Genomic DNA, 2,173 nt, shown 5'->3' with positions numbered 1-2,173 from the left:
TACTATATGCAGATAGGGCATATGACAGAGAAAAGCTCTATAAGCTGTGTAATCAATATGGTATAAAAACGAAAATTCCTCCGAAAAACAACGCAGCAGAGCATCCAAAGTTAGACTATATGGCTGAGAGAAATTCTGCAGTCAAGCTCATAAGGTCATATGATGAAGATGGTATAAAGAAGTGGAAAAAAGAGATGAGTTATGGAAAAAGATCTTATATAGAAAGTTTTTTCTCGCGACTGAAACAAACATTCTGGTTTAGTTTTAGGAATAAATCTGAGACAAATAGAGAGAAGGAACTACTTGTTAAATGCTATTTGCTCAATAAGTTCACTGATATTGGTATGGCTAAATTTGAGATAGCTTCATAAATTTATTGTGCGTTACCTACTATCCGAAGAGCGATGCAACAAAGCCATCCCAGTGTCAAGCACTGGGATGACACCATTTGTTGTAAACTCACTTTTACTCTATGGTCTTGCCGCTATCCTGAACGGATACAAACTAGCAGTTACTATATAAGATACAATGCAACAAAACTGATCTAGTTGTTATAAATAAGTTTTGAGCTATATGGTATCTAAGATAATAAATGCAATACAGAACAACTTGTTAGTGTGTTTTCCAACAGAAACAGTGTATGCTCTTGCTTGTAATGCACTAGATAATGAATCTATAGGAAAAATATATCAGATAAAGAAACGCTCTCAAAATAAACCACTGTCTATATTTGTTAGTGATATTTACAATTTGACAAAAATAGCAAAGGTAAAGGAAAGATATATTGATTTAATAAACCACTTTTCTCCTGGACCAATTACCTATATTTTACCACTTAAAAACAACAACATATTGCCAAACGAATTCTTTAAAGATAGTATAGGTATCAGAATTCCTGAGCATCCTATTGCAATTTCAATACTAAACAAACTGAAAGTTCCAATAGTTGCAACTAGTACAAATATTTCAGGAAAAGAAAGTGTATGTAAGGCAAACGATATACCACAATCCATTAAGCAACATTTATCTGTAGTGATTGAAGATGACGAACTAGTTTCTGGTATAGAATCTACTATTATTGACTTAACCGAAGATAAGATTAAGGTTTTAAGGGAAGGTGCAATTTCATTACAAACAGTAAACAACGCATTTTCAAACTAAAATCTATAGGAGAAAGAATGAAAAAAGTAATAGGCCACAACCAAGCCAAAAAAAAAATAATGAACAACTTATCTGTTCAGTCTTGGCTGATCTGTGGTAAAAAAGGTATAGGAAAAGCAACACTTGCAAAATCCTTCTCCAATTGGTTACTCATAAAAAACTATAATGAAGTAGCATTGGACTTACACATTGTTGAAGGTGATACTATCGGAATAGAAAAAGTCAGAGAAATGAAAAACTTTCTACACTTAAGTCCCATTCAATCAGAACACAAAATAGCTATAATAGATAGCTTAGAGGCAATGACTAATAACGCTAAAAACGCAATATTGAAAATATTAGAAGAGCCGCCAAAAAATTCTAAGATATTTATAATTAGCCATAAGCCATATGATATACAAACCACTATCCGGTGTAGGTGCTTTCAGCTAAATTTACTCCCATTAACTTATGATGAAACAAAGCAAGTTGCTTCATCTCAATGTAAATTTGATAATCAAACGTTTGACGAAATGATTACTTTATTTCCTGGAATGCCAGGAATGATAATAAATACAATAAGTAGTGATGCTTATGAAGCATACAAATGCTTTTATAAATTTCTTCATGATTTAAAGAATCCCAATATGATTAATAAAGTAATTAATAGCGAAATCGAACTAGAACTAGCATCATATATAATTCAGGCCTTCATTTTAGAAAGCATAAAGAGAGAGGTAAATGGTGTTGAAATTCTGCTAAGTCAGTGGAAAAAAATAGATGAACTTTTCGTTGCCGCAAAGCAACTCCACTTAGATAAAAAGCATGTTTTAGCTAATGCAGTTAATATCATGACATAAGTTTACAAAGTATAATACTTTTAACATAAATTCATGATAAAATTCTGTTAATTTAATACTCGAAGTATATAATTTGACTGATAATAAATTATAGCTCTTTCCATAAAAGTCCGGATGTGATAGGATAAGGATAGATGATGATAAGGAGGTTGAATGCCAGCAGCATATAGTTA

General features: G+C 31.8%; 3 protein-coding genes. All 3 read left to right on the top strand.

What is annotated here, in order from left to right:
* The coding region (locus OZD66_RS03270; protein ID WP_338061736.1) for a transposase at positions 1–371 on the top strand (371 nt) is incomplete at its 5' end.
* 202 nt (positions 372–573) lie between these two features.
* Positions 574–1,161, top strand: coding sequence for an L-threonylcarbamoyladenylate synthase (locus OZD66_RS03265; protein WP_006280292.1), 588 nt, complete (start codon positions 574–576; stop codon positions 1,159–1,161).
* A 17-nt stretch (positions 1,162–1,178) separates the two neighbouring features.
* Entirely contained in the window at positions 1,179–2,000 is an 822-nt protein-coding gene (locus tag OZD66_RS03260; RefSeq protein ID WP_275022203.1) for an AAA family ATPase, read from the top strand.
* The last annotated feature ends 173 nt before the right edge of the window (positions 2,001–2,173 follow it).

It is taken from the genome of Wolbachia endosymbiont of Drosophila baimaii (assembly GCF_028982185.1).
Classification (GTDB): domain Bacteria; phylum Pseudomonadota; class Alphaproteobacteria; order Rickettsiales; family Anaplasmataceae; genus Wolbachia; species Wolbachia pipientis.
The sequence above is the reverse complement of the archived record's forward strand: the minus strand, read 5'-3'. Positions and strand labels throughout refer to the sequence as shown.

What these genes read in the sequence shown, in the direction of transcription:
- OZD66_RS03265 (WP_006280292.1), top strand. Translation starts at nt 574, where the DNA reads ATGGTATCTAAGATAATAAATGCAATACAGAACAACTTGTTAGTGTGT.
- OZD66_RS03260 (WP_275022203.1), top strand. Translation starts at nt 1,179, where the DNA reads ATGAAAAAAGTAATAGGCCACAACCAAGCCAAAAAAAAAATAATGAAC.